We start from the raw sequence: 24,782 nt of genomic DNA, 5'->3' as shown, positions 1-24,782 counted from the left end.
GCCTCGTCGTCCCCGGTCGGCCCGGCCCGGCCCCGGCGCGTGGTGGCCCGGCACGCGGTGGCTCGGCGGACGGCGACCCGCTTCGGAGCCACGCCGCCGCCCCGTGACCGGTGGTCGCGGGACGCCGCGCGGGGCGCATGCGACACGCCCGGTCCGAGAAAGACTTCCCGGCTCCGGTCAGCGCGCGGCGAGCCGGTGTCTCAAGCTGAAGGTGAGCCGCTGGCGGCGCGGGTCGTCACCGGACGTGGTGCCGATGTGACCAGGTGGCACTGGGTGACAGCTGAGGTGAACGAGTTCCGACACGCCGAGCCGAGAAGGGTGCTTGTCCGGGACCCACCACCCACCTAACTTCGACCACATCGACCGAGTTGACATAACTATGAGGTTAAACCAGAGGATGAGGGTCCAGTTGGGGAGCGCGGCATGACACCTCCGCACAACTACCTAGCGGTCATCAAGGTCGTCGGCATCGGCGGCGGCGGGGTGAACGCGGTCAATCGCATGATCGAGGTCGGCCTCAAGGGGGTCGAGTTCATCGCGATCAACACCGATGCACAGGCCCTCTTGATGAGCGACGCCGACGTCAAGCTCGACGTCGGCCGCGAGCTCACGCGCGGGCTGGGCGCGGGCGCGCAGCCCGACGTCGGCCGGCAGGCCGCCGAGGACCACCGCGAGGAGATCGAAGAGGTGCTCAAGGGCGCCGACATGGTCTTCGTGACGGCCGGCGAGGGCGGTGGCACCGGCACCGGCGGCGCACCCGTCGTCGCCTCGATCGCCCGCAAGCTCGGCGCGCTCACCATCGGCGTGGTCACCCGCCCGTTCTCCTTCGAGGGCAAGCGGCGCGCGGTCCAGGCCGAGTCGGGCATCGAGGAGCTGCGCAACGAGTGCGACACGCTCATCGTGATCCCGAACGACCGGCTGCTGCAGCTGGGCGACCGGAACGTCAGCGTGATGGACGCCTTCCGCACCGCCGACCAGGTGCTGCTCTCCGGTGTGCAGGGCATCACCGACCTGATCACCACGCCCGGCCTGATCAACCTGGACTTCGCCGACGTCAAGTCGGTCATGTCCGGGGCGGGCTCGGCGCTGATGGGCATCGGCAGCGCCCGGGGGGACAACCGTGCCCTGCTGGCCGCCGAGCAGGCGATCGCCTCGCCGCTGCTGGAGGCCTCGATGGAGGGCGCCCACGGCGTGCTGCTGTCGATCTCCGGCGGCTCGGACCTCGGTCTGTTCGAGATCAACGAGGCCGCCTCGCTGGTCTCCGACGCGGCGCACGCGGACGCCAACATCATCTTCGGCGCCGTGATCGACGACGCCCTGGGTGACGAGGTGCGGGTCACGGTCATCGCCGCCGGCTTCGACAACGGCAAGCCGACCGGCACGACCGCCCACGTGGCCCAGGCGGCCCCGCCGCCCGCGCCCCCCGTGGAGCAGCCGGCACCGGCGCCGGCACCCCCGGCCCGCCCGGCGTACCAGCCGGCCCGGACCTACGACCCCGCGCCGACCCAGACCGGCGAGCGGCTCGTCGCCCGCCCGCCCGGTCAGCAGAACCTGGGCTCGTACTCGACCCCGCGCGGCGCGGCCGGCCAGGCGCCGCCCGCTCCGGCACCGGCACCGGAGCCGGTCGCTCCCGCGCCGCAGCCCGCACCGGTCCAGGGTGGTGGCATCGCGGTCCCGCCGCTGCCGCCGGTCCCCGGCGGCGTGCCCAGCAACCGTCGGCCGCTGTCCTCCGACGACTTCGAGGACGAGCTCGACATCCCGGAGTTCCTCCGCAGCCAGTAGTGGAAGGACCCCCGTGCCCCCCGCCACTCCAGAAGGACCTCCCTTCCCCCCACCCCTCGCAGGCTCGGGGCGGGACCCTGAAGGGAGGCCATCGGGCCCCTGCACGGGGGCCGATCTGGAGTGTGTCGGTGAGTGCTGATCCGGCCGCCCCGGCGGCGGTGCGACCCCGGCGGGTCGTCACCGACCGCCGGGGCGGCCGCTCCGTCGCGCCCTACGACTCCTTCAACCTGGGCGTCCACGTCGGGGACGACCCGGCGGCGGTCGCGGCCAACCGTGCCCGGCTGGCCGCCGGGCTGGCGGTGGCCGAGGACCGGCTGTGCTGGATGACGCAGGTGCACGGCACCGGGGTGGTCGTGCTGGACGCCGCCCCCGAGGGGCCGGTGCCCCACTGCGACGCGCTGGTCACCGGCACCCCGGGGCTGGTGCTCTGCGTCCTGGTCGCCGACTGCGTGCCGGTGCTGCTCAGCGACCCGGTCGCCGGGGTGGTGGCCGCCGTGCACGCCGGGCGGGAGGGCCTGCGGCAGGGCGTGGTGCCCGCCGCGCTGGCCGCCATGGCCGGACTCGGTTCCCGCCCCGCCGACGTGCAGGCCCTGCTGGGCCCGGCGGTCTGCGGTCCCTGCTACGAGGTGCCGCGGGCCATGCAGGTGCAGGTGGCGAGGGTCGCGCCCGCGGCCGCCGTGCGTTCCCGCACCGGTACGCCGGCCCTCGACCTGCGCGCCGGCCTGGCCCAGGTGCTGACCGGGGCCGGCGTGCGCCAGGTGGTGCACGACCCGCGGTGCACCGCCGAGGACCGTTTCCTCTTCTCCCACCGGCGCGACGGCGTCACCGGCCGGCAGGCCGGTGTCGCCTGGCTCGACGACACGCCCCGCGCGGTCCCCGCGGCGACCCGCCGCGGCCCGCGGGACGGGTACGGCTGACCCGGCCGGCCGGCGGGATGATCAGGGCATGAACCCGCTGGAGAGCAACCTGCGCAGCGTCCGGCAGCGGATCGACGAGGCCGCCCGCGCGGCCGGCCGGGACCCCGGCGACGTCTCCCTGCTCGCGGTCAGCAAGACCTGGCCCGCCGACGACGTGCGGGCCCTCGCCGCCCTCGGCCAGGTGGACTTCGCGGAGAACAAGGCGCAGGAGCTCACCGCCAAGGCCGCTGAGCTGGCGGACCTGACCGGCACCGGCGCCGGCGCCGGGTGTGGGACCGGAGCCGGGGCCGGGACCGGAGCCGGCGAGCAGGGGCAGGGAACCGGGGCGGGCACCGTGCGGTGGCACTTCGTCGGCCAGTTGCAGCGCAACAAGGTCAACGCGGTCGTGGCCCAGCGGGCCGTGGTGCACTCGGTGGACTCGGCGCGCCTGCTCGACGCCCTGTCCCGGGCCGGTGAGCGGGACGAGCGACCGGTCGAGGTGTTCCTGCAGGTCGACCTCACCCCGGGCGGACCGGACCCCGCGCGCGGCGGAGCCCCGATCAGCGACACGCCCGCACTCGCTGATCACGCTGCGGAGTTGCGTGGTGTGACGTTTCGTGGCCTGATGGCCGTGGCGCCCCGCGCGGTCGACCCTGCCGCCGCCTTCGGCGCACTCGCCGAGCTCGCCCACCGGGTCCGGACCGACCACCCTCGGGCCATCGAGCTGTCGGCCGGGATGAGCGGCGACCTGGAGCAGGCGGTCGCAGCCGGCGCCACGATGGTGCGTGTCGGAACCGCGATCTTCGGTGCCCGGCCCTTAGCCTCCGGTTGAGACCCCAGTGCACAGGGGCCACTCGAGTCACACGGTTCACACGGTGGAGGAGGCGGTCGAATGGCCGGAGCCATGCGCAAGATGGGGATCTACCTCGGTCTCGTCGAGGACGACGAGCGCGCGGGCTACGACAGGTACGCGGCCAGGCAGGGCAGCTACGACGAGGAGCCCGGCTACGGCCGGTACGCCCGCGAGGCGGGCTACGACGACTACGACCGCGACTACCCGGAGAGCGAGTACACCGAGGAGCAGGTGCCGGTCGAGGAGCCCGTCGTCGAGCGCGTGCGCGAGCGGGAGCCCGTCGCGGCCCGTCGCCCGGCCGGCTCCGTCCGTTCCCTGGGCCTGGCGTCGTCCGGTGCCGGCTCGGCCGGTGGGTCGGGTGGCAGCACCTCGGTGAGCAGCCTGGCCTCCTCCGCGCCGGTGCGGCTCGGTGGCGGTGGCGGCATGGGCGGTGCGAGCGCCGGGCTGGCGATGCGGGAGCCCACCGTCGCCTCGGCCCCGCCGGTGCTCTCCCCGGTGCCGGACCCCGCCCCGGCCCCCGCGCCCGCCGCGCAGCCGTACCGGATCACCACGCTGCACCCGCGCACGTACAACGAGGCCCGCACCATCGGGGAACGTTTCCGTGACGGCTCGCCGGTCATCATGAACCTCACAGAGATGAGCGACGCCGACGCGAAGCGCCTGGTCGACTTCGCTGCGGGCCTGTCGTTCGGCCTGCGCGGTAGCATCGAGCGCGTCACGGCGAAGGTCTTCCTGATCAGCCCGCAGAACATCGACGTGACAGCCGAGGACAAGGCCCGCATCCGCGAGGCCGGGTTCTTCAACCAGTCGTGACCACTGCGCATCTGCGGGGTACAGCCCCCTGAGCGCCTGAGCGAGCGGGGACCGTGACCCTCTTCTGGCAGATCGTGTCATCGGTGTTGCTGCTCTTCCTGATCCTGCTGTTCGCGCGATTCGTCGTCGACTGGGTCATGGTCCTGGCTCGCAGCTGGCGTCCGCAGGGGCTCGTCGCTGCGGGCCTGGAGATCGTCTACGCGACGACCGACCCCCCGCTCAAGGCGGTGCGGAAGGTGATCCCGCCCCTCAACCTGGGGTCCATCCGTCTTGATCTCGGGTTTATGGTTCTCTTGCTGCTCGTGTACTTCCTGCGTTCAGTGACCACCTACCTGGCCGTGGCCGCGTGACGGTCCTCCCCCCGGGGAGGCCCCACCGCGCGCCCGGCTGGTCTGCCGCCGCTCGTCAGACACCGTCCCCTGTCCTCCCGTCCGACCCGAGGTGAGCCTCATGCCACTCACGCCCGCCGACGTGCACAACGTCGTCTTCAAGAAGCCGCCGATCGGCAAGCGCGGCTACGACGAGGACGAGGTGGACGCTTTCCTGGACGTGGTGGAAGGCGAGCTCGCCCGTCTCATCGAGGAGAACAACGAGCTGCGCAGCTCGGGTCCCTCGATGCCCCGTGTCGAGGAGCGGCCGGCCGAGCGGCCGGCCGCCCCGCCGCCCGTGCAGGCGGCCCCGGCGCCCGCAGCCGCTCAGCGCGAGGACGACAGCGTCCGCGTGTCCCGGATGCTCGCCCTGGCCACCGAGACCGCCGAGCGGTACTCGGCCGAGGCGAAGGCCCAGGCCGACCAGCTCGTCGGGGGCGCCAAGTCCACCAGCGACCGCATGCTCACCGAGGCCCGCTCCAAGAGCGACCAGATGCTCAACGAGGCCAAGGCCCGCGCCGACGCCATGGTGGGCGACGCCCGCACGCGCGCCGACACGATGGAGCGCGAGGCCCGCGCCAAGGCCACCGCCCTCAACCAGGACGCCGAGCGCAAGCACGTCGAGGCGATGGGCTCGCTGGAGGAGAAGCGCAGCAGCCTGGAGCGCAAGATCGACGAGCTGCGCACCTTCGAGCGCGAGTACCGCACCCGCCTGCGGTCCTACCTCGAGTCGCACCTGCGCGACCTGGAGAGCCGCGGCTCCGCGGAGCCCGCGGTCAACGCGCGGCAGAACCAGCACGCCGGAGCCTGACCCCAGTTCCCGCAGCAGCACCCGTCGACAGGGCCCCGGACCTCGGTCCGGGGCCCTGTCGCGTCCGCCGGCCGGCGGCGTGCCTCGGAGCGGTGTGCTCCTGAGCGGTGGGCGGCCCGCGGTGACCGGATTATCGTGACGGCGTGATCGTGCTGTGCGGCGCTCTGGTGCTGGCCGGCATCGGCCTGCTCGTGGCCGGGGTGGCGGAGGGGTCGCCGCCGCTGCAGTGGTCGGCCGTGGCCGTGAGCGCCACCGCCACGGTGCTCCTCGTGCTCGGTGCCGCCCGCGCCCGGGCGCTCACCGCGGCCCTGCCCGGTGGCGGGTCCGCGCGGTCGCGCCGCCCGGACCGGGACGACGTCCACCACCCGGTGCGCCTGCCGACCCCAGCGACCGAGCGCACGGCCACCGCGCCCACGGCAGCCAGGTCCGGGGCAGGCGGGTCCACAGCCACGGTGTCGACGGTGACCGGGCCCGGGGTCACCGTGCCTACAGCCACTGGAACCACAGCCGGTCCGCCGGCTGCTGCGCCGGCGACCGCCTCGACCGCCGCGCCCACCGGCCGGCAGTCGCTGGTGGACGGCGAGCCCGTGTCGGGCGGGCGGCACGGCCACACCGGGGAGCACGCCGTCCTGGTCGAGACGCTCGTCCCCGTGGCCGCAGCCCGGCGCGGGCGTGCCCGGCACGCGGCCCCCGACCCCCCCACCGACTCCGGGCCGGACTCCGGGCCCGTGACGGGCCCTGCCGCGCACGCGTCGGCGGCAGTGCTGCCCCGGCGGCCCCTCGACCGCCACCGGACCGGTCACCACCCGGCCGGGGCGCCTGCGGACGTGGTGCTGGTGGTGGACGAGCAGCCGCTCCACCACCGGCCCAGCTGCGCCCGGCTGGTGGGGCAGGCGACCGTGCCGCTGCCCCTCGCCGAGGCGCGCGCGCACGGTTTCGCCCCCTGCGAGCACTGCACCCCGGCCGACTGACCGGACCCGACCGGCCGTGCGCCCGGGGTGGGCGCGCTCTCAGCCCGCCCGGCGCACCCAGACCCGGGAGCCCAGCGGGCCCTCGGTGCCCGGGCCCTCGCCGGGCTCCCCGGCGTGCACGCCGCTGGCCAGCACCTCCGCCGCCAGTTGCGCGCCGTGCTCGGTCAGCGCCTGCGCCACGGTGCCCTCGGCGGTCCACCACAGTTCGATCCGGTCGCTGACCTCCAGCCCGCTGCTCTTGCGCAGCTCCTGCACCAGCCGGACGACCTCGCGCACGAGCCCGGCCCGCTCCAGCTCCGGGGTGAGGGTGAGGTCGAGGGCCACGGTCAGTCCACCGGCGCTGGCCACGGTCCAGCCCTCGCGCGGGGTCTCGGTGACCACCAGGTCGCCCTCGGCCAGCGGCACGTCGTCTCCGTCGACCGGCACGGTGGCCGTGCCCGCCCGGTAGGCGGCCACCAGCGCGACCGGGTCGCTGGCGGCGACCGCGGCCGCCACGGCCTGCACCTGCTTGCCCAGCCGGCGTCCGACCGCCCGGAAGTCCACCTTCACGCTCACGTCGACCAGGGCGCCGTCCACGGCGGACAGCTCGGCGATCTCCGCCACGTTCAGCTCGTCGGCGACCTCGGCGACCAGGTCGCGGGGCAGCGTCGACCAGCCGGGTGCCGCCACCACGGCGCGGGCCAGCGGCTGCCGGGTGCGCGACCTCGCCGACGTGCGGGCCGAGCGGCCCAGGTCGACCAGCCGGCGCACCAGCGCCATCTGCGCCACCAGTTCGTCGTCCCGGGCGGCGGCGTCGACGGTCGGCCAGCTCGCCAGGTGCACCGAGTCGGGTGCCCCGGCACCGGCGCCGGGCAGCACCGCCCCGGCCCACACCCGCTCGGTGACGAACGGGGTGAACGGGGCCATCAGCCGGGTGAGGCCGTCGAGCACCTCGTGCAGGGTGGCCAGCGCCGCCGGGTCGCCGTCCCAGAAGCGGCGGCGGGAGCGCCGCACGTACCAGTTGGACAGGTCGTCGACGAAGCCGGCCAGCAGCCGGCCGGCGGCCTGGGTGTCGAAGGCCTCCAGCGCGCTGGTGACGTCGGCGGTCACCTGGGCGAGCTCGGCCAGCGCCCAGCGGTCCAGCAGCGGCCGGTCCGCCCGGGCGGGCGCCGGGGTGAGGGCCGGGTCCCACCCGTTGGTCTCCGCGTACAGGGTGAAGAAGCTCGCGGTGTTCCAGTAGGTGAGCAGCACCTTGCGCACCACCTCGGACAGCGTCTCGTGCCCGACCCGGCGGGCCGACCACGGCGAGCCGCCGGCCAGCATGAACCAGCGGACGGCGTCGGCGCCGTGCCGGTCCATCAGCGGCATCGGCTCCAGGATGTTGCCCAGGTGCTTGCTCATCTTGCGGCCGTCCTCGGCCAGGATGTGGCCCAGGCACAGCACGTGCTCGTAGCTGCTCTCCTCGAACACCAGCGTGCCCACGGCCATCAGCGTGTAGAACCAGCCGCGCGTCTGGTCGATCGCCTCGCAGATGAACTGCGCCGGGTACGCCTTCTCGAACTGCTCCTGGTTGCGGTGCGGCGCGCCCCACTGGGCGAACGGCATCGAGCCCGAGTCGTACCAGGCGTCGATCACCTGGCGCACCCGCCGGTAGGTGCCCTCCTCGCCCGGGACGGTGAAGGTGACCTCGTCGATGAAGGGCCGGTGCGGGTCGAGGTCGGCCAGGTCGGTACCGGTCAGCTCGGACAGCTCGGCCAGCGACCCGACGGCGACGAGCTTCGCCGGGTCGGCGTCGTTGCGCCAGATCGGCAGCGGGGTGCCCCAGTAGCGGTCCCGGGACAGCGCCCAGTCGACGTTGTTGCGCAGCCAGTCGCCGTAGCGGCCCCACTGGATGGTCTCCGGGTGCCAGCTGGTCTTCTCGTTCTCCGCCAGCAGCTGGTCCTTGACCTGGCTGGTGCGGATGTACCAGGACGGCTGCGCGTAGTACATCAGCGGCGTGTGGCAGCGCCAGCAGTGCGGGTAGCTGTGCTCGTAGCGCAGTTCCCGGTACAGCACGCCGCGGTCGGTCAGGTCCTGCACCAGCGCGGGGTCCGCGGCCTTGAAGAAGTGCCCACCCACCAGCGGGACGTCGGCCAGGAAGTGGCCGGAGGAGTCGATCGGGTTGACCACCGGCAGGCCGTAGCCCCGGCAGACGGCGAGGTCGTCGGCGCCGAAGGCGGGGGACTGGTGCACCAGGCCGGTGCCGTCCTCGGTGGTGACGTAGTCGGCCAGCACCACGTAGTGCGCGTCGACGACCTGACCGTCGGGGCCCACCGGGAACTCGACCAGCTCGAAGGGCCGCTGGTAGTGCACCCGCTCCCAGTCCCGGCCGGTGGTGCGCGCCAGCACCTCGACGTCCTCACCCAGGACAGCCACCAGCGGCTCGGCGACGACGAACGTGCCGGCGTCGGTGCGGGCAACCAGGTAGGTGACCTCGGGGTTGACCGCCACCGCGGTGTTGCTCGGCAGCGTCCACGGCGTCGTCGTCCAGATGAGCAGGTCGGCCCGGCCCGCCCACTCGCCGCTGGTGACCGGCAGCCGCACGTACACCGACGGGTCGGTGATCGACTCGTACCCCTGGGCGACCTCGTGGTCGGACAGGCCGGTGCCGCAGCGCGGACAGTAGGGCGCCACCCGGTGGTCCTCGACGAGCAGGCCCTTGCCGTGCACCTGCTTCAGCGACCACCAGACGCTCTCGATGTACGCCGGGTCCATCGTGCGGTAGGCGGTCGACATGTCGACCCAGTAGCCCATCCGCTCGGTCAGCTCGGTGAACGCGCCCACGTGCCGCTCCACCGACTCCCGGCAGCGGGCGTTGAACTCCGCGATGCCGTAGCGCTCGATGTCCGGCTTGCCGGCGAAGCCCAGCTCCTGCTCCACGGCGATCTCCACCGGCAGGCCGTGGCAGTCCCAGCCCGCGCGTCGGGGCACGTGCCAGCCCTGCATCGTCTTGAACCGGGGGAACACGTCCTTGAAGGCGCGGGCCTCGATGTGGTGGGTACCGGGGCGGCCGTTGGCGGTGGGCGGGCCCTCGTAGACGTTCCACTGCGGCTTGTCGGCCGCGCCCTCCAGGGTGCGGGCGAACACCCGGTCGCGGTCCCACTGGGCGAGCACCTCGTGCTCGAGCGCCGGCAGGTCGACCTGCGGGGGCAGGGCGCGGAACGGGCTCGGACGGGCGGACTGCGGGGCGGGGCTGCTCACGGCGCCCATCATCCCAGTGGGCGGCAAGCAGGATGTGCCCCGGCGCCCGGGGCGCCCTGCGCCCCGGTGCGGATCACGGTGCGGGAGACTGCCTGCGTGGACGGGGGCGGCTGAGTGGACACGACGGTCACCGTCGCGCTCGCCGTCGGTGCCCTCGTCGTGCTGGTCGCGGCGCTGGCGTTCCGGCTGGCCGACCGGCTGGGGCTGCCCAGCCTGCTGCTGTACCTCGCCCTCGGCGTCGCGCTGGGCGAGAGCGGTGCCGGCATCCAGTTCGAGGACGCCTCGCTCACCCAGACCCTCGGCGTGGCCGCGCTGGTGGTGATCCTGGCCGAGGGCGGTCTGACCACCCGGTGGTCGGACGTGCAGCGGGCGCTGGGGCCTGGCCTGGCCCTGTCGACCGTCGGCGTGCTGGTCAGCATCGCGGTCACCGCCCTGGTCGGGGTGTGGCTGCTGGACTTCTCCTGGGCCTTCGCGGTGCTGGTCGGGGCCGTGGTCAGCTCCACCGACGCCGCCGCGGTGTTCACCACGCTGCGCCGGCTGCCCCTGCCGCGGCGGATGGCGGCGTCGCTGGAGGTCGAGTCCGGGCTGAACGACGCGCCGGTGGTGCTGCTGGTCGCCGTGCTGTGCGAGGTGCTGACCGGTGGCGAGACCGCGCCGTGGTGGCTGGTGGCGCTGGAGGTCGCCGGTGAGCTCGCCGGCGGCTCGCTCGTCGGCCTGGCCATCGGCTTCGGCGGCGCGTGGCTGCTGCAGCGGGCCGCGCTGCCGCTGGTCGGCTTCTACCCGCTGGTCACCCTGGCGCTGTGCGTGCTGGCCTTCGCCTGCGCCGACCTGGTGCACACCTCCGGCTTCGTCGCGGTCTACCTCTGCGGGCTGGTGCTCGGCAACGCGTCGCTGCCGCACCGGGCCGCCAGCATCGGCTTCGCCGAGGGCATGGCCAACCTCGCCCAGATCGGCCTGTTCGTACTGCTGGGTCTGCTGGTCTCCCCGGCCCGCCTGCTGGAGTCGCTGCCCGCGGCACTGCTGATCGGGGCGGCGCTGCTGCTGGTCGCCCGGCCGCTGTCGGTGCTGTGCAGCCTGGTCTGGTTCCGGTTCCCACTCGCCCAGCAGCTGTTCATCTCCTGGGCCGGGCTGCGCGGCGCGGTGCCCATCGTGCTGGCCACCTTCCCGCTGACCGCCGGGGTGCCGGACGCGGCCTTCGTGTTCGACCTGGTGTTCGTGCTGGTCGTCGTGTTCACGGTCGTCCAGGGCGGCTCGCTGCCGACGGTGGCCCGCTGGCTGGGCATCGCCACCCCGCTGGCCCCCCGGGACATCGACGTCGAGTCCGCCCCGCTGGACGAGCTGGGCGCCGAGCTGATGCAGCTGCGGGTGCCGGAGCGGTCGAAGCTGCACGGCGTGTACCTGCCCGAGCTGCGCCTGCCCGAGGACGCCGCCGTCGTCCTCGTCGTCCGGGACGGCAAGCCGTTCGTGCCCGACCCGACCACCCGGCTGATGCGCGGGGACCAGGCGCTGCTGGTCTCCGGCCGGCAGTCCCGGGCCGAGGCCGAGCGCCGGCTGCGGGCGGTCAGCCGCGGCGGCCGGCTCGCCGCCTGGCGCGGCGAGGACGGCGCGGCCACCGAGGCCGACTGACGGAGGACCCCGCTGCCCCCCACGACGCGCTCCGCACGCCGCGGGGCCCTGCAGCGGGGCCGGGGGCCTGCGTGGGCCGGGGGCGGGTCAGGTGGCCGAGGACGGCGTGCTGAGCACGGCGTCGACCGGGTGCTCGACGACGAGCCGGCCGCCCTCGGTGGTGGCGATGCTGCGCAGCGCGTCGAGCAGGACGCCGCGCTCGGTCGCGGTCAGCCCGTCGCAGCGGGCCTGGGTCAGGAAGTCCAGCACCAGCCGCCCGTCGCCGGACCCGGGGTCGAAGCAGTCGGTGACGTCCAGCCGGCCGGTGATCCGGCACACCGTCGCGGTGAGCCCGGCCGGGCCCAGCGCCCGGGTCAGGTCCCCGCTCCACCACTGCGAGTCGGCCGGGCCGGACGCCCCCGGCGGCGCGGCGGGCGGGGTGACCGCGGCGGTCAGCCGGCACAGGTCCTCCAGCGGGGCCAGCAGGGTGACCAGCGTGCCGCCGGGGGCCAGCCGCCGCCGCGCCGCGCGCAGCGCCGCGGCCAGGTCGGGCACGTAGTACAGCGAGTGCACCGCGAGCACCACGTCGAAGCACTCCTCGCCCACCGTGTCGGCGAGGGTCTCGAACGGCCCGGCGTGCAGGCGCACGTCGGGTCGCGGCCGGACCGAGCCGCTCAGCCGGTCCCGGCACACGGCCCCGACGACGGGGTCGGGCTCGACGACGACCCAGCGCAGCCCGCGCGCACCGGCCGCCATCCGGGCGGCCAGCGGCACGTCCACGCTGCCGTCGCCGGCGCCGATGCTGAGCACCGACAGCGGGGGCGCCCCGGCCGGACGGTCCGCGAGCACGGACAGTCGCTGCGCCAGCCAGTCGGCGAGCAGGGCGCGCTGGTCGCTGCGCTGCTCGTAGGGCAGGTGCGCGGCCGCGTAGGCGCCGCCGGTGAGGGCGGCCAGCGGTGCCCTGCGGACGAGCATCGAACGCAGGGCGGACAGCGCGGCGGGGTCGGTCACCACTGCGACTGAACCACACCTGAGCGACCCGGCGGCGGGCCCGGACCGGGCGGGCCGGGGGCCGGAGGTGGACAGGGCGCGGAGCGCGGCCCACCCTGGGGTGTGCCCTCCTCCCCAGCTCACGCGCCCGCAGACCCCCGGACGCCCCCACCCACCGCCACCTCCGCCGCCAGCCTGGAGCACTGGTCGGAGGCCGGCCGCACCGGCATGGAGGCCTTCTACGCCCTCGCCACCGAGGACTACCGCCAGCTCGCCACCGCCGTCGACTGGGCGGCCGAGCTCACCCGGGTGGCCGCCGGCCGCGACGCCGTCCGGCTGCTGGACGTCGCCTGCGGCAGCGGCAAGTTCCCGGCCGCGCTGCTCGCCCGCCCCGCCGTGCGCGCCCTCGCCGGCGCGCTCACCGTGCACACCGACCTGCTCGACCCCTCGGCGTTCAGCCTGGCCGAGGCCCGCGGCCAGCTGCAGCCGCCGTTCGTGGGTGCCGCCGACCACGAGTGCACGCTGCAGGAGCTGGCCGTGCCCGAGGGCGGCTACGACGTCGTCTGGTCGCTGCACGGGCTGTACGCGGTGCCGGCCGAGGAGGTGCCGGCCGCGATGCGCCGGTTCGCCGAGGCCGTCGCCCCCGGCGGGCTCGGCGTCATCGCCCAGGCCACCGGGCAGTCGCACTACCTGGTGTTCGACGAGGTCTTCCGGCGCTCCTTCGACCCGTCCGGCTCCCGGGTGCCGTACAGCACCGTCGAGCAGCTGGTCGCCGGGCTGGCCGGCTGCGGCGTCACCGCCGAGGGCCCCACGCTGCGCTACGAGACCTCGGTGGCCCGGGAGGACCGGGCGACGGCGGAGGGCTTCCTGCAGCGCTGCGCCTTCGACGACACGGTGTCGCTGGACCAGATGCTCGCCGACCCCCAGGTCGGGGCCTACCTGCGCTCCTGCGAGCGCGGCGACCGCTGGGTGTTCAGCCACGAGGTCCGGCTGGTGACCACCCGCCCGGTGGCCACCGCTCCGCAGCCCACGGCCGCGGCGCAGGCGGAGGTGCAGGCGTGAGCGGCAACCTCTCCCAGGACCACGCCGCGCGCGACGGGTTGGACCGCGCCTGGCAGGGCGACAACGAGCAGTGGTGGGACTGGTACCTGACCCTGGCCGACAACACCGACGGCGAGCCGGCCCCGCTGCTGGAGGTGTCGCCGCCGGCGGCCGTGCCGGCACCGGCCGCGGCCGAGCTCGACGCGCTGCTGGCCGAGGTGTACCCGGTCACCGAGGCGCACCGCGCGGCCTTCGCCCGCGACGGCTTCGTCAAGCTGCCCGCGGTGCTCACCCCCGCCGCGCTCGGCCTGCTGCGGCAGCGGCTGGTCGACCTGATGGCGGCCGGCGGGCGGCGGCCGGAGCCGGGCCGGTTCACCAGCCGGGAGCTGATGTGGACCGAGGACGCCGGCATCGCCGAGTTCGTGCTCAGCCGGCGGCTGGGCCGGATCGTGGCCGACCTGCTCGGGGTGGACGACGTGCGCGTCTACCACGACAACGTGCTGGCCAAGGAGTCCGGCTGCGGCCGCACCCCGTGGCACTTCGACGACCACCACTTCCCGATCGACAGCCAGGCGGTGGCCACGGTGTGGCTGCCGCTGCAGGCCACGCCGCAGGAGATGGGCCCGCTGTCCTTCGCCCGCGGCACCGACCTGCACCGCCTGGTGGCCGACGTGCCGTTCTCCACCTCCGACGCTAGCTACGACCGGGCGGTGTCGGCGGCGTTCCGGGAGGCGGGGGTCTCGGTGGAGGACGGGCCGTTCGAGCTGGGGGAGCTGTCGGTGCACTCCAGCCTGTGCTTCCACACCGCGGGCGCCAACCGCACGACGGCGTCCCGGATGGTGCTGGCGACCACCTACTTCGCCGACGGCGCCCGGGTGGTGCCGACCCCGACGCTGGTGTCCGGGGAGTGGCAGCAGTTCCTGCCCGGTGCCGCACCCGGAGAGGTGATCGACACCCCGCTGAACCCGGTCGTGTCCCGCTGAGGTGAGGGGGGCTTCGCCGCCCCTCTCACCGCTCAGCGGTTGAGCTCGAGCACCTGCGCGGTGTCGGCCAGGACGTCGGCCAGCAGGGCCGGGTCGTCGGAGAGCCGGCGACCGAAGGACGGGATGGCCTCGGTGAGCGCGGGCCGCCAGGCCTCGATGTGCTCGGGGAAGCAGCGCCGCAGCAGGGTCAGCATCGCCGAGGCGGCCGTGGAGGCACCGGGGGAGGCACCCAGCAGCCCGGCGATCGTGCCCTCGCCGCCGACGACGAGCTCGGTGCCGAACTGCAGCACGCCCCGCCCGCGGGCGTCCTTCTTGATCACCTGGACGCGCTGGCCGGCGGTGATCAGCTCCCAGTCGCGCGGGTCGGCCTCGGGCACGAAGTCGGTCAGGGCCTGGTGCCGGGCACCCCTGCTCTGCAGCACCTGCTGGATCAGGTACCAGGTCAGCGGCATGTTGGTGCGGGCGACGCCGAGCATGGAGGCCAGGTTGTCCAGGCGCACCGAGCGGGGCAGGTCCAGTAGCGACCCGGCCTTGAGGAACTTGGGGGAGAAGCCGGCGTAGGGGCCGAACATCAGCGTCTGGTCGCCGTCGACCAGGCGCAGGTCCAGGTGCGGCACCGACATCGGCGGGGCGCCGACCGCGGCCTGGCCGTAGACCTTGGCCTGGTGGGCGCCGACGAGTTCGGGGGAGCGGGTGCGCAGGAACTTGCCGCTGACCGGGAAACCGCCGAAGCCGGCGATCTCGGCGATCCCGGACTTCTGCAGCAGCGGCAGCGCACCGCCACCGGCGCCGACGAACACGAACCGGCTGCGCACCTCGCGGCGCTCGCCGGTGACCCGGTCCTGCACCGACACCGTCCAGCGGCCGTCGGTGCCGCGCGTCAGGTCGCGCACCCGGGTGTTGCGGTGCACGCGCACGCCGCGCGCCTCGGCGGCGTCCAGCAGCAGGCGGGTGAGCGTGCCGAAGTCCACGTCGGTGCCGGCGGTGGAGCGGGTGGCGGCGACCACCTGGTCGGCGGGACGGCCGGCCATCATCAGCGGGATCCAGGACTCGAGCTGCGCCCGGTCGTCGGTGTACTCCAGGCCGCCGAACAGCGGCTGGGCGGCCAGCGCCTCGTGCCGGTTGCGCATGTAGGCCCGGCCGGCCTCACCGGTCACGAAGCTGACGTGCGGCACCGGGGTGATGAAGTCCTTGGGCGACCCGGTCAGACCCGAGCGCACCAGGTGCGCCCAGAACTGCCGGGAGACCTGGAACTCCTCGTTGATGGTGACCGCCTTGGCGGGGTCGACCCGGCCGTCGGGGCCGGCGGGGGTGTAGTTCAGCTCGCACAGGGCCGAGTGACCGGTGCCGGCGTTGTTCCACGCGTTGGAGCTCTCGCCGGCGACCTCGGGAGCGGACTCGAAGACCGTCACCGACCAGTCGGGGGCGACCACGTCCAGCAGGCCGGCGAGCGTGGCGCTCATGATCCCCCCGCCCACGAGGACGACGTCGGTCTCACGTACGTGGTCGCTGCTCACTGGTGCCTCTCCCTGCTGCGGTCTCGGTCTCCCTCTGATCGTCGTCCGAAGAGCTCGGCTGCATGACCCCGACGGGGTGTGATCCATCTCCACCGCATGACATGGCTCACACGGCGGTGCCCCGGGTGCCGGACCCGCGCCGCTATCGTCTCGACGGTGGCGCCGCCCCGGCCGCCCGGCGATGCGAGGAGCGAGACAGGTGTCCGAGCCCGACCCGGTGGACGACGCCGAGACCCCGGTGCCCGCCGTCGGCGGCACCGACGAGCCCACGCCCCCCGCCCGGCCCCGCCGGCTGTCGCTGCTGGTGTGGCTGGCCCTGGTGGTGTTCGGCGTCGACCTCGCCAGCAAGCTGCTCGTGGTGGCCACCATCGAGCCCGGTGAGGACATCCGCGTGCTCGGCGGGCTGCTCTACCTGACCCAGGCCCGCAACACCGGTGCCGCGTTCAGCTTCGCTGAGGGCTTCACCGTGGTCTTCACGCTGGTGGCCGCAGTCGTCGTGGTGGTCATCGTCCGCACCGCCCGCCGGCTCTACTCGACGGCCTGGGCGGTGGCGCTGGGCCTGGTGCTCGGCGGCGCGGTGGGCAACCTGGTGGACCGGGTGTTCCGCGACCCCGGGTTCCTGCGCGGCGGTGTGGTGGACTTCCTGTCGGTGTTCGGCCCGGACGGCCGGTACTACCCGATCTTCAACGTCGCCGACTCCGCGATCGTCTGCGGCGGCGTGCTGGGCGCGCTGCTGGCCTTCCGGGGCGTCGAGTTCGACGGCAGCCGCAGCGGGGCGACCGCGCCCGCCGACTAGCTGTGGGGCCCGCGCGCGTGCGCGTGGTGAGCGGGGTGCGGTCCTCCCGCACAATGGTCGGGTGACCAGCTCCCCCGACCTGCACCGCGAGCTCCACGTGCCGGACGGTCTCGAGGGCCAGCGGGTCGACCAGGCGCTGTCCCGGCTGTTCGGGCTGACCCGCTCGACCGCCGCCGACCTCGCCGACGCCGGCGCCGTGCTCGTCGACGGCCGGGCCCGCGGCAAGGGCGACCGGCTCGTGGCCGGCAGCTGGCTGGAGGTCGAGCTGCCCCCGCCCCCGGGCGACCCCGTGGTCGCCGCACCCGTCGACGGGCTGGGCGTCGTGTACGACGACGAGGACGTCGTGGTCGTGGACAAGCCGGTCGGCGTCGCCGCGCACCCGAGCCCCGGCTGGGACGGTCCCACCGTCGTCGGCGGGCTGCTGGCGGCCGGCTACCGGATCTCCACCAGCGGTGCCGCCGAGCGCCAGGGCATCGTGCACCGGCTGGACGCCGCGACCACCGGCCTGATGGTGGTGGCCAAGAGCGAGCGGGCCTACACGCTGCTCAAGGCGGCGTTCAAGCAGCGCACCGTGGACAAGGGCTACCACGCCCTCGTGCAGGGCCACCCCGACCCGTCCCGCGGCACCATCGACGCACCGATCGACCGGCACCCGAAGCACGACTGGCGCTTCGCCGTCGTGACCGGGGGCCGGCCGTCGGTGACGCACTACGAGACGATCGAGGCCTTCCCCGCCGCCTCGCTGGTGGCGATCAAGCTGGAGACCGGCCGCACGCACCAGATCCGGGTGCACTTCTCCGCCCTCAAGCACCCCTGCGTCGGGGACACGACCTACGGCGCGGACCCCACCCTGGCCGCCCGGCTGGGCGTCTCCCGGCAGTGGCTGCACGCCCGGCGGCTCGGCTTCGCCCACCCCGGCGACGGCCGCTGGGTGGAGTTCACCAGCGAGTACCCGGCCGATCTCGCGGGTGCGCTGGCGGTCCTGCGGGCCGAGTACTGATCCCGTGACCGGCCTGCCCGACCAGTTGGACGACTTCGGGGCCGCCGCGTTCGCCGCCGTCGTCATCGCCGGGTACCTGGTGGTGGGGGAGCCGTTCGTCGGGCAGGCGCTGCACCGCCGGTTCGAGGCGCACCTGCGGGTCGACCCGGCCGCGCGCCGGTCGTTCTACCGGCGGCTGCTGCTGCTCGAGTGGGGCCTCGCCGCGCTGGTCGCCGTGGTCTGGCTCGCCGCCGCGGACGTCGACGCCGCCCAGCTCGGGCTGGCCTGGCCGCACAGCGCCCCCGGCCCGCTCACCGTGCTCGCGGTCGCCGCGGTGCTGGTCCTGCTGGTGCTGTCGGTGCGCAGCCTGCGGGCGGGCGTGCTGCTGGAGGACCCCGGCCCGGGCGCGGCCACCGACGCCGTCCCGACCGCGCCGGTCACCGTCGCCGAGCTGACCGGGCACCGGGCTGCCGGGGGCCGGCACGCCGGGCCGCCGGCCGAGCCGCCGGCCGCCGCGGTGCTGGCCCTGCTGCCGCGATCGCCCGCCGAGCGGCGGCTGTTCGCGCTGGTCGGGGTCACCGCCGGGGTCTGCGAGGAGTGGCTGTACCGTGGGTTCTTCCTCGCCGTCGTCGCGGCGCTGGCGCCGTCGGCGCCGGCCGGGGTGCTGGTGCTGCTGGCGGCGGTGGCCTTCGGTGCCGCGCACGCCTACCAGGGCCTGGCCGGGGTGCTGACCACCGGCGTGCTGGGCGGGGTGCTGGCCGCCCTCTACCTGCAGACCGGGTCGCTGCTGCTGCCGGTGCTGCTGCACGCGGCCATCGACCTGCGCTTCCTGCTGGTCCCGGCGTCCCGGCTGCCGGCCGCGCGCGTGCAGCCCGCCTCGTGAACACGCCCACCGCGTGCCGGGCGACGGCTGCGGACCTGCCGGAGGTGGCCGCCCTGCGGCACCGGGTGTTCGTGCTCGAGCAGGGTGTGCCCGCCGAGATCGAGCAGGACGCCGCCGACGCGGTGGCGGTGCACGTGCTCAGCCGGGACGCCACCGGCGCGGTCGTGGCCACCGGCCGGCTGCTGGAGCGCGACGGGCTCGCGGTGATCGGCCGGATGGCCGCCGACCGCGCCGTCCGCGGCCGGGGGCACGGCGCCGCCGTGCTGGACGAGCTGCACTGGCAGGCGGTGCTGCGCGGCCACCCGGCGGTGGAGCTGCACGCCCAGCTCACCGCCCGCGGGTTCTACGAGCGGGCCGGCTACGCCCCGGTGGGGGAGCCCTACCGGGAGGCCGGCATCGAGCACGTCACGATGCGCCGTCCGCTGCCGGTGCTGGAGGCCGACCCGGCGGCCCTGCGCTGGGCACTGTCGGACGCGGGGCAGGGGACCGTCACCGCGCTGGTGACCGGTGCCCCCGTCGCCGGCGGGAGCGTGACGCTCACCTCCCGGGCCGCCGCCGGCGGGCCGTGGGCCGGCCGGCTGGCCGCGCTGGCCCGCGCTGACCTGCACCGCGGCGGCCGGTCCGCGGAGCAGGCGACCGGGCCCGCCCGGACACGGGATGTCGGACCCTCGGCGTAGACCTCCAGGGGTGCGAGGATCGCAGGGGCTGCCCGTCCCCGTACCCGGGGCCGGGCCGCGTGCCCCGGCACCGGGGTCCACGCCTGCACGAGCCCGTCCTGCTTGAGGAGCACAGCGAGAACGTGACTGATCCGTCGAAGAACTTCGTGCACCTGCACGTGCACACCGAGTACTCGATGCTCGACGGCGCAGCCAAGTTGCCGGAGGTGACCAAGGCCGCCGCCGCCGAGGGCATGCCGGCCCTCGCCATGACCGACCACGGCAACGTGTTCGGCGCCTACGACTTCTACTCCAAGGCCAAGGCCGCCGGGGTCAAGCCGATCATCGGCATGGAGGGCTACTACACGCCCGGCTCCCGCTTCGACCGCGCGCCGTTCGACTTCGGCGAGAAGATGCTGGACGAGGAGGGTGACGGCGGCTCCAACCGCGGCAAGGCCGCGTACACCCACATGACCCTGCTGGCCCGCACCACCGAGGGCATGCACAACCTGTTCCGGCTGTCCTCGCTGGCCAGCCTGGAGGGCCAGTACCGCAAGCCGCGCTTCGACCGGGACCTGCTGGAGCGCTACGGCACCGGCCTGATCGCCACCACCGGCTGCCCGTCCGGCGAGGTCAACATGTGGCTGCGCGCCGGCAAGCCCGACCGCGCCCGGCAGGCCGCCGCGGACTTCCAGGACATCTTCGGGCGGGAGAACTTCTACGCCGAGATCATGGACCACGGTCTGGCGATCGAGAAGAAGACCAAGCCCGCGCTGCTGGAGATCGCCCGCGACCTGGGCATCCCGCTGCTGGCCACCAACGACCTGCACTACACCCACCGCGAGGACGCCGCGGCGCACGACGCCCTGCTGTGCATCCAGACCGGCTCCCGGCTCAACGAGCCCAACCGCTTCAAGTTCAACGGCGACGGCTACTACCTGAAGAGCGCCGCCGAGATGCGCGCGCTGTTCCCCGACCACCCCGAGGCCTGCGACAACACGCTGCTGGTCGCCGAGCAGTGCGAGGTGGGCTTCACCGAGGGCGCGGACCTGATGCCCCGCTTCCCGCTGCCGGAGGGCGAGGACGAGACCTCCTGGTTCGTCAAGGAGGTCGAGCGCGGGCTGCACAAGCGCTGGCCGGGCGGGACGATCCCCGACCACGTGCGCAAGCAGGCCGACTACGAAGTCTCGATCATCGTCCAGATGGGCTTCCCGGGGTACTTCCTCGTGGTCGCCGACTTCATCAACTGGGCCAAGGACCAGGGCATCCGGGTCGGCCCGGGCCGTGGCTCGGCCGCGGGCTCGCTGGCCGCCTACGCCATGGGCATCACCGACCTCGACCCGCTGGCGCACGGGCTGATCTTCGAGCGGTTCCTCAACCCCGAGCGCGTCTCCATGCCCGACGTCGACATCGACTTCGACGAGCGCCGGCGCGGTGAGGTCATCCGCTACGTCTCGGAGAAGTACGGCGAGGAGCGGGTCAGCCAGATCGTCACCTACGGGACGATCAAGGCCAAGGCCGCGGTCAAGGACGCCGCCCGCGTGCTCGACCGGCCCTACTCCGTGGGCGACGAGCTGACCAAGCTGATGCCGCCGGGCGTGATGGGCAAGGACATCCCGCTGTCGGGGATCTTCGACCCGAGTCACGAGCGCTACAAGGAGGCCTCGGAGTTCCGGGCCCGCTACGAGTCCGACCCGGGTGCCGCCGAGGTGATCGACCAGGCCCGCAAGCTCGAGGGCCTGAAGCGCCAGTGGGGCGTGCACGCCGCCGGGGTGATCATCGGCCGGTACCCGCTGATCGACAGCGTGCCGATCATGCGCCGGGAGTCCGACGGCGCGGTGATCACGCAGTTCGACTACCCGACCTGCGAGACGCTCGGCCTGCTCAAGATGGACTTCCTGGGCCTGCGCAACCTCACCGTGCTCGACGACGCGCTGCGCAACATCGTGGCCAACGGCAAGGAGCCGATCGACCTCGACGAGCTCAGCAAGGACCTCACCGACCCGGCCACCTACGCCCTGCTGGCCCGCGGCGAGACGCTCGGGGTCTTCCAGTTCGACGGCGGCCCGATGCGCTCGCTGCTGCGGCTGATGCGCCCGGACAACTTCGAGGACATCTCCGCCGTCGGTGCGCTCTACCGGCCCGGTCCGATGGGCGCCAACTCGCACACCAACTACGCGCTGCGCAAGAACGGCCAGCAGGAGATCACCCCGATCCACCCGGAGCTGGCCGAGGCTCTGGAGGAGATCCTGGGCCAGACCTACGGCCTGATCGTCTACCAGGAGCAGGTCATGGCGATCGCGCAGAAGGTCGCCGGGTACTCACTCGGCAAGGCCGACCTGCTGCGCCGGGCGATGGGCAAGAAGAAGAAGTCCGTGCTGGACGCCGAGTACGTGGGCTTCGAGGCCGGCATGAAGGCCAACGGCTACTCCGCGGCGGCGGTCAAGACCCTCTGGGACATCCTCGTCCCCTTCGCCGACTACGCGTTCAACAAGGCGCACTCGGCCGCCTACGGGCTGATCTCCTACTGGACGGCCTACCTCAAGGCCAACTACCCGGCCGAGTACATGGCCGGCCTGCTCACCAGCGTCGGCGACGACAAGGACCGCCGGCCGGTGTACCTGGCCGAGTGCCGGCGGATGGGCATCAAGGTGCTCCCGCCCGACGTCAACGAGTCCTCCTGGGACTTCACCGCCGTCGGCACCGACATCCGCTTCGGCCTGGCGTCGGTGCGCAACGTGGGGCACAACGTCGTGGACTCGATCGTGCGCGCCCGGGAGGAGAAGGGCCCGTACAAGGACTTCGCCGACTTCATGCGCAAGATCGACACCGTCGCCTGCAACAAGAAGGTCATCGAGTCCCTGGCCAAGGCGGGCGCCTTCGACTCCCTGGGCCACTCCCGGCAGGGCATCGCCGCCATCCACGTGCAGGCGGTCGACTCCGCGATGGGCCTCAAGCGCAAGGAGGCCGAGGGCCAGTTCGACCTGTTCGGCAGCTTCGGCGAGGACTCCGGGGTGGCCGACCCGCTCAGCGCCGCGCTGGACATCCCGATCCCCACCGCCGACTGGTCGAAGTCCGAGCGGCTGGTCTTCGAGCGGGACATGCTCGGCCTCTACGTCTCCGACCACCCGCTGTTCGGCGTGGAGCACGTGCTCACCTCGCACGCCGACACCGCGCTGGCCGAGATCATCTCCGGCGGCGTGGAGGACGGCGCCAACGTGACCATCGCCGGCATCCTCACCGCCGTGGCCCCGCGCACCAACAAGCAGGGCGCGCCCTGGGCGATCGCCACGGTGGAGGACCTCGAGGCCGGCATCGAGGTGCTGTTCTTCCCCAAGACCTGGGCGCAGGTGCAGGACAAGGTGGTCCGCGACGCGATCGTGGTGGTCAAGGGCCGGATCAGCCGCCGGGACGACACGCCCTCGCTGTTCGCCTCCGAGGTGTACGTGCCCGAGCTGACCGAGGGCCCGCGCGGCCCGGTGCTGGTGTCGATGCCGGCCTCCCGGTGCACGCCGCCGGTTGTGGAGCGGCTGCGCGAGGTGCTGGGCAGCCACCCGGGCACCACCGAGGTGCAGCTCAAGCTGATCAACGGGGGCCGGGAGACGGTCCTGCGGCTGGACCAGGGGCTGCGGGTACGGCCCAGCACCGCCCTGATGGGCGACATCAAGGCGTTGCTCGGGCCGACCTCGGTGGCGCTGCTGTGACGCCGGCCGCCCCGGGCGGGCCGCCGGGCCCCGCGGTCCCGGGCGGGCCGCCGGCCCACGGTGCCCCGTACCTGCCGCCGCCGGATCGTGACCCGGGTGGACCGTCGCCCGTGCCCGCTGTGCGTTCGGCCCGCTGGGACGGGCTGCGCGGTGCCCGGGGCGACCTGCGCACCGCCGCGGGTGTCGTCCTGGTGCTGGCCGTGCTCGGCGGGCCGGCCGGCCTGCTGTGGCTGTGGTGGGCCCCGCGGGCCGACTTCCGGATCACCGACACCGGGCCGGTCGCGATCGGCGACGTGTCCAGCGAGCTGCTGGCCGGCGACGACAGCGTCTACCTGTTCGTGCTCGCCGGCCTGGGCCTGCTCGCCGGGGCCGCGACCTGGGCGCTGCGCCGGCACCGCGGCGTCCCGGTGCTGGTCGCCCTGGCGCTGGGCATGGTCGCGGCGTCCGTCGTCGCCTGGCAGGTGGGGGAGCGGCTCGGCGCCGGGCCCAGCCCCGAGGAGCTGGTCGACGTCGGCCGGCGGGTCACCACGGCACTGGAGCTGAACGCGATCGCGGCGCTGGCCATCGGCCCGTTCCTGGCGGTGCTGGTCTACCTGCTGTGCACCGTGTTCGCCGCCCACGACGACCTGGACCGCGACGACTGGCCCGACGCCGATCCGGCCGACGCCCCCCACAGCGCCCACGACGGCGCCGCCGCCCGTGCCGACGCCACCGCCGCAGACGTCCCGCCGCTCAGGCCGGACCCGGCCACCGGCTCCGGCCTGGACACCCCGCGCCCGGGCAGCGGCACCCAGGCCTGAGGCGATCGGGCCGCGCCCATGCCGGGATGTACCCACCCGGCGCGGTGGTGCGTCCCGGCACGGGAACGGCCCGCGCGCAGGATCCCGCCCAGGCACCGTCCCCAGCCTGCGCGGGGTGAGGAGGACGGGTCCGTCAGTTGGGGGTCAGCGGCCCGGCGAACTGGTGCAGCGGCACCGGCACCGCACCGAGCTCGCGCAGCAGCATCAGCTCCCGGCGCAGCAGCCGGACCTCGCTGGCCAGCCGGCGCCGGGTGGCGGACTCGGCGAGCAGCGCCTGCCGGTCCTCGGTGGTCAGCAGCGCGGCCGAGGCGACCAGGTAGGACAGGCCGCGCGCGTCGTGGCTGACCTGGCGCAGCAGCGCCGCGGTCTCCGGGTCCAGCCCCGGGCCGTCCTCGCCGTCCAGCCCGAGCTGCGCGCCCGGCGCCAGCGCCGCGTCGAGGGTCGGGTCGACGTCGGACTCGTCGAGCACCCCGCCCTGCAGCAGCGCCACCTCGGTGGCGTAGCGGGCGAAGAGGTCCCGGACGTTGCGGGCCAGCAGGCCCATCGAGCCGCGGGCCACCGAGCGCGCCACCTCCGCGCTCTCGCTGCCCTCCGGGTCGCCACCGGGCACCGCGGGCGCCTGCAGGCCCTCGGAGTCCCCGGCGGCCTCCTCCGCTGCCTCCTCGTCGGCCAGCCACTCCACGTCGGCCTGCAGGTAGGGCGGGTCGTCCGCCACGTGCACGTCCAGCAGCCGGAACCGGTCACCGCCGACGGTGACGATCCGGAACCCGCCGTCGGGCTGCGGGGTGACCGCGCGCAGCAGGGCGGTGGTGCCGATGTCGAACAGGGCCTCGGCGGGGGCGACCCGCTCGACCTCCCAGCCCTGCCGGATCGCGACCACGCCGAAGAACCGGCGGTCGCTGCCCGCGGGCAGCGCCACCAGGTCGGCGACGAGCCGGCGGTAGCGGGGCTCGAACACCTGCAGCGGCAGCACCACGCCGGGGAAGAGGGGCGACCCCAGCGGGAACAGCGGGATCAGATCGCCCACGAGCCGCAGCCTACGCAGACCAGGGCCCCGGCGGTGGTGATCGGCGCCGTCGGTCCGGCGGGCGGGTGCTGGTTACGCTGGACCCTCC

Annotated in this window: 20 protein-coding genes; 16 read left to right on the top strand and 4 right to left on the bottom strand. The window is 74.4% G+C overall.

Annotated features, from left to right (window positions below; all coding sequences use genetic code 11):
• Positions 1-423 precede the first annotated feature (423 nt).
• The 7 genes from ftsZ (at position 424) to G1H19_RS05230 (ending at position 6,494) form a co-directional block, all read left to right on the top strand.
• Positions 424-1,782, top strand: a complete 1,359-nt coding sequence (ftsZ, locus tag G1H19_RS05260) for a cell division protein FtsZ (protein WP_152730671.1) — start codon at positions 424-426, stop codon at positions 1,780-1,782.
• Between the two features lie 128 nt (positions 1,783-1,910).
• Positions 1,911-2,699, top strand: coding sequence for a peptidoglycan editing factor PgeF (gene pgeF / locus G1H19_RS05255; RefSeq protein WP_202925827.1), 789 nt, complete (start codon positions 1,911-1,913; stop codon positions 2,697-2,699).
• A 28-nt stretch (positions 2,700-2,727) separates the two neighbouring features.
• Positions 2,728-3,510: a YggS family pyridoxal phosphate enzyme gene (locus G1H19_RS05250; protein ID WP_152730670.1), complete on the top strand. Its 783-nt coding sequence runs from the start codon at positions 2,728-2,730 to the stop codon at positions 3,508-3,510.
• A gap of 60 nt (positions 3,511-3,570) precedes the next feature.
• Positions 3,571-4,344 (top strand): cell division protein SepF, encoded by a 774-nt coding sequence (locus G1H19_RS24410; RefSeq protein ID WP_152730669.1) that lies wholly within the window; start codon positions 3,571-3,573, stop codon positions 4,342-4,344.
• Between the two features lie 53 nt (positions 4,345-4,397).
• Positions 4,398-4,694 (top strand): YggT family protein, encoded by a 297-nt coding sequence (locus G1H19_RS05240; protein WP_162392545.1) that lies wholly within the window; start codon positions 4,398-4,400, stop codon positions 4,692-4,694.
• A gap of 100 nt (positions 4,695-4,794) precedes the next feature.
• Positions 4,795-5,523: a DivIVA-like cell division protein Wag31 gene (wag31, locus tag G1H19_RS05235; RefSeq protein ID WP_152730668.1), complete on the top strand. Its 729-nt coding sequence runs from the start codon at positions 4,795-4,797 to the stop codon at positions 5,521-5,523.
• A gap of 143 nt (positions 5,524-5,666) precedes the next feature.
• Positions 5,667-6,494, top strand: coding sequence for a hypothetical protein (locus G1H19_RS05230; RefSeq protein WP_152730667.1), 828 nt, complete (start codon positions 5,667-5,669; stop codon positions 6,492-6,494).
• Between the two features lie 39 nt (positions 6,495-6,533).
• Here the strand turns inward: G1H19_RS05230 and ileS are convergent, their stop codons facing one another.
• Positions 6,534-9,713, bottom strand: a complete 3,180-nt coding sequence (gene ileS, locus G1H19_RS05225) for an isoleucine--tRNA ligase (protein WP_235927988.1) — start codon at positions 9,711-9,713, stop codon at positions 6,534-6,536.
• Between the two features lie 114 nt (positions 9,714-9,827).
• Here ileS and G1H19_RS05220 point away from each other — a divergent pair, with 114 nt between their 5' ends.
• A complete protein-coding gene (locus tag G1H19_RS05220) occupies positions 9,828-11,339 on the top strand; it encodes a potassium/proton antiporter (RefSeq protein WP_162392544.1) in 1,512 nt (503 codons plus the stop codon).
• 87 nt (positions 11,340-11,426) lie between these two features.
• Here G1H19_RS05220 and G1H19_RS05215 read toward each other — a convergent pair whose 3' ends face one another.
• A complete protein-coding gene (locus tag G1H19_RS05215; protein ID WP_152730665.1) occupies positions 11,427-12,329 on the bottom strand; it encodes a methyltransferase domain-containing protein in 903 nt (300 codons plus the stop codon).
• 102 nt (positions 12,330-12,431) lie between these two features.
• Here G1H19_RS05215 and G1H19_RS05210 point away from each other — a divergent pair, with 102 nt between their 5' ends.
• Both G1H19_RS05210 and G1H19_RS05205 read left to right on the top strand, forming a co-directional pair.
• The gene (locus G1H19_RS05210) at positions 12,432-13,370 is read left to right on the top strand and encodes a class I SAM-dependent methyltransferase (protein ID WP_152730664.1); all 939 of its coding nucleotides are present in this window, start codon (positions 12,432-12,434) and stop codon (positions 13,368-13,370) included.
• On the top strand, positions 13,367-14,332 hold the full coding sequence (locus G1H19_RS05205; RefSeq protein ID WP_162392543.1) for a phytanoyl-CoA dioxygenase family protein: 966 nt from the start codon (positions 13,367-13,369) through the stop codon (positions 14,330-14,332). Before G1H19_RS05210 ends, G1H19_RS05205 begins: the two co-directional genes overlap by 4 nt.
• Before the next feature lie 32 nt (positions 14,333-14,364).
• Here the strand turns inward: G1H19_RS05205 and G1H19_RS05200 are convergent, their stop codons facing one another.
• Positions 14,365-15,849: a malate:quinone oxidoreductase gene (locus tag G1H19_RS05200; RefSeq protein WP_235927987.1), complete on the bottom strand. Its 1,485-nt coding sequence runs from the start codon at positions 15,847-15,849 to the stop codon at positions 14,365-14,367.
• Between the two features lie 199 nt (positions 15,850-16,048).
• Here G1H19_RS05200 and lspA point away from each other — a divergent pair, with 199 nt between their 5' ends.
• From lspA to G1H19_RS05170, 6 genes are all read left to right on the top strand, one after another.
• Positions 16,049-16,645 (top strand): signal peptidase II, encoded by a 597-nt coding sequence (lspA, locus tag G1H19_RS05195; protein WP_235927986.1) that lies wholly within the window; start codon positions 16,049-16,051, stop codon positions 16,643-16,645.
• A gap of 61 nt (positions 16,646-16,706) precedes the next feature.
• Entirely contained in the window at positions 16,707-17,645 is a 939-nt protein-coding gene (locus G1H19_RS05190; protein ID WP_202925826.1) for an RluA family pseudouridine synthase, read from the top strand.
• A gap of 4 nt (positions 17,646-17,649) precedes the next feature.
• Positions 17,650-18,507, top strand: a complete 858-nt coding sequence (locus G1H19_RS05185; RefSeq protein ID WP_162392542.1) for a CPBP family intramembrane glutamic endopeptidase — start codon at positions 17,650-17,652, stop codon at positions 18,505-18,507.
• Positions 18,504-19,184, top strand: a complete 681-nt coding sequence (locus tag G1H19_RS22515; RefSeq protein ID WP_202925825.1) for a GNAT family N-acetyltransferase — start codon at positions 18,504-18,506, stop codon at positions 19,182-19,184. Before G1H19_RS05185 ends, G1H19_RS22515 begins: the two co-directional genes overlap by 4 nt.
• A gap of 122 nt (positions 19,185-19,306) precedes the next feature.
• Positions 19,307-22,867 carry a DNA polymerase III subunit alpha gene (gene dnaE / locus G1H19_RS05175; protein ID WP_235927985.1) on the top strand — a complete coding sequence of 1,187 codons (3,561 nt, stop codon included), beginning with the start codon at positions 19,307-19,309 and terminating at the stop codon, positions 22,865-22,867.
• Between the two features lie 110 nt (positions 22,868-22,977).
• A complete protein-coding gene (locus G1H19_RS05170; protein ID WP_162392541.1) occupies positions 22,978-23,667 on the top strand; it encodes a DUF2567 domain-containing protein in 690 nt (229 codons plus the stop codon).
• Between the two features lie 133 nt (positions 23,668-23,800).
• On the opposite strand, the gene G1H19_RS05165 is transcribed toward G1H19_RS05170, so the two are convergent.
• Entirely contained in the window at positions 23,801-24,694 is an 894-nt protein-coding gene (locus G1H19_RS05165) for an LON peptidase substrate-binding domain-containing protein (RefSeq protein WP_162392540.1), read from the bottom strand.
• Between the last annotated feature and the right edge of the window lie 88 nt (positions 24,695-24,782).

This window comes from Goekera deserti (assembly GCF_010685995.1).
GTDB lineage: Bacteria > Actinomycetota > Actinomycetes > Mycobacteriales > Geodermatophilaceae > Goekera > Goekera deserti.
This window is presented reverse-complemented; position numbering and strand designations above follow the sequence as displayed.